Raw genomic sequence first — 333 nt, forward strand, 5'->3', positions numbered from 1 at the left:
CCGGTGCATCTGTCCGATATAGCCAAGGTCTACGACGGCCTGCAGGATGCCTACCAGGCGGCCTGGTTCCAGGGCAAGCCGGCGATCCTGATGTACGTCTACAAGCAGTCCGACGCAAACATCATCGCCACCGTGGATCGGGTCAAGGCGGAGGTGCCGACACTGCGCAGCTACCTGCAGCCGGGCACCACGCTGACGCCGTATTTCGACGACACACCGACGATCCGTGCCTCACTGCATGAAGTGCAGCTCACCTTGCTGATCAGCCTGGCAATGGTGGTGATGGTGATGGCGCTGTTCCTGCGCAGGTTGGCACCGACCCTGATTGCGGCG

Annotated in this window: 1 protein-coding gene; it reads left to right on the forward strand. The window is 62.2% G+C overall.

Features of this window, described 5'->3' with window-relative positions; translation table 11 throughout:
* A partial coding sequence (locus tag GSQ77_RS29060) for an efflux RND transporter permease subunit (RefSeq protein WP_174246527.1) occupies positions 1 to 333 on the forward strand: 333 nt, incomplete at both ends.

This window comes from Burkholderia sp. L27(2015) (assembly GCF_009765705.1).
GTDB lineage: Bacteria > Pseudomonadota > Gammaproteobacteria > Burkholderiales > Burkholderiaceae > LMUX01.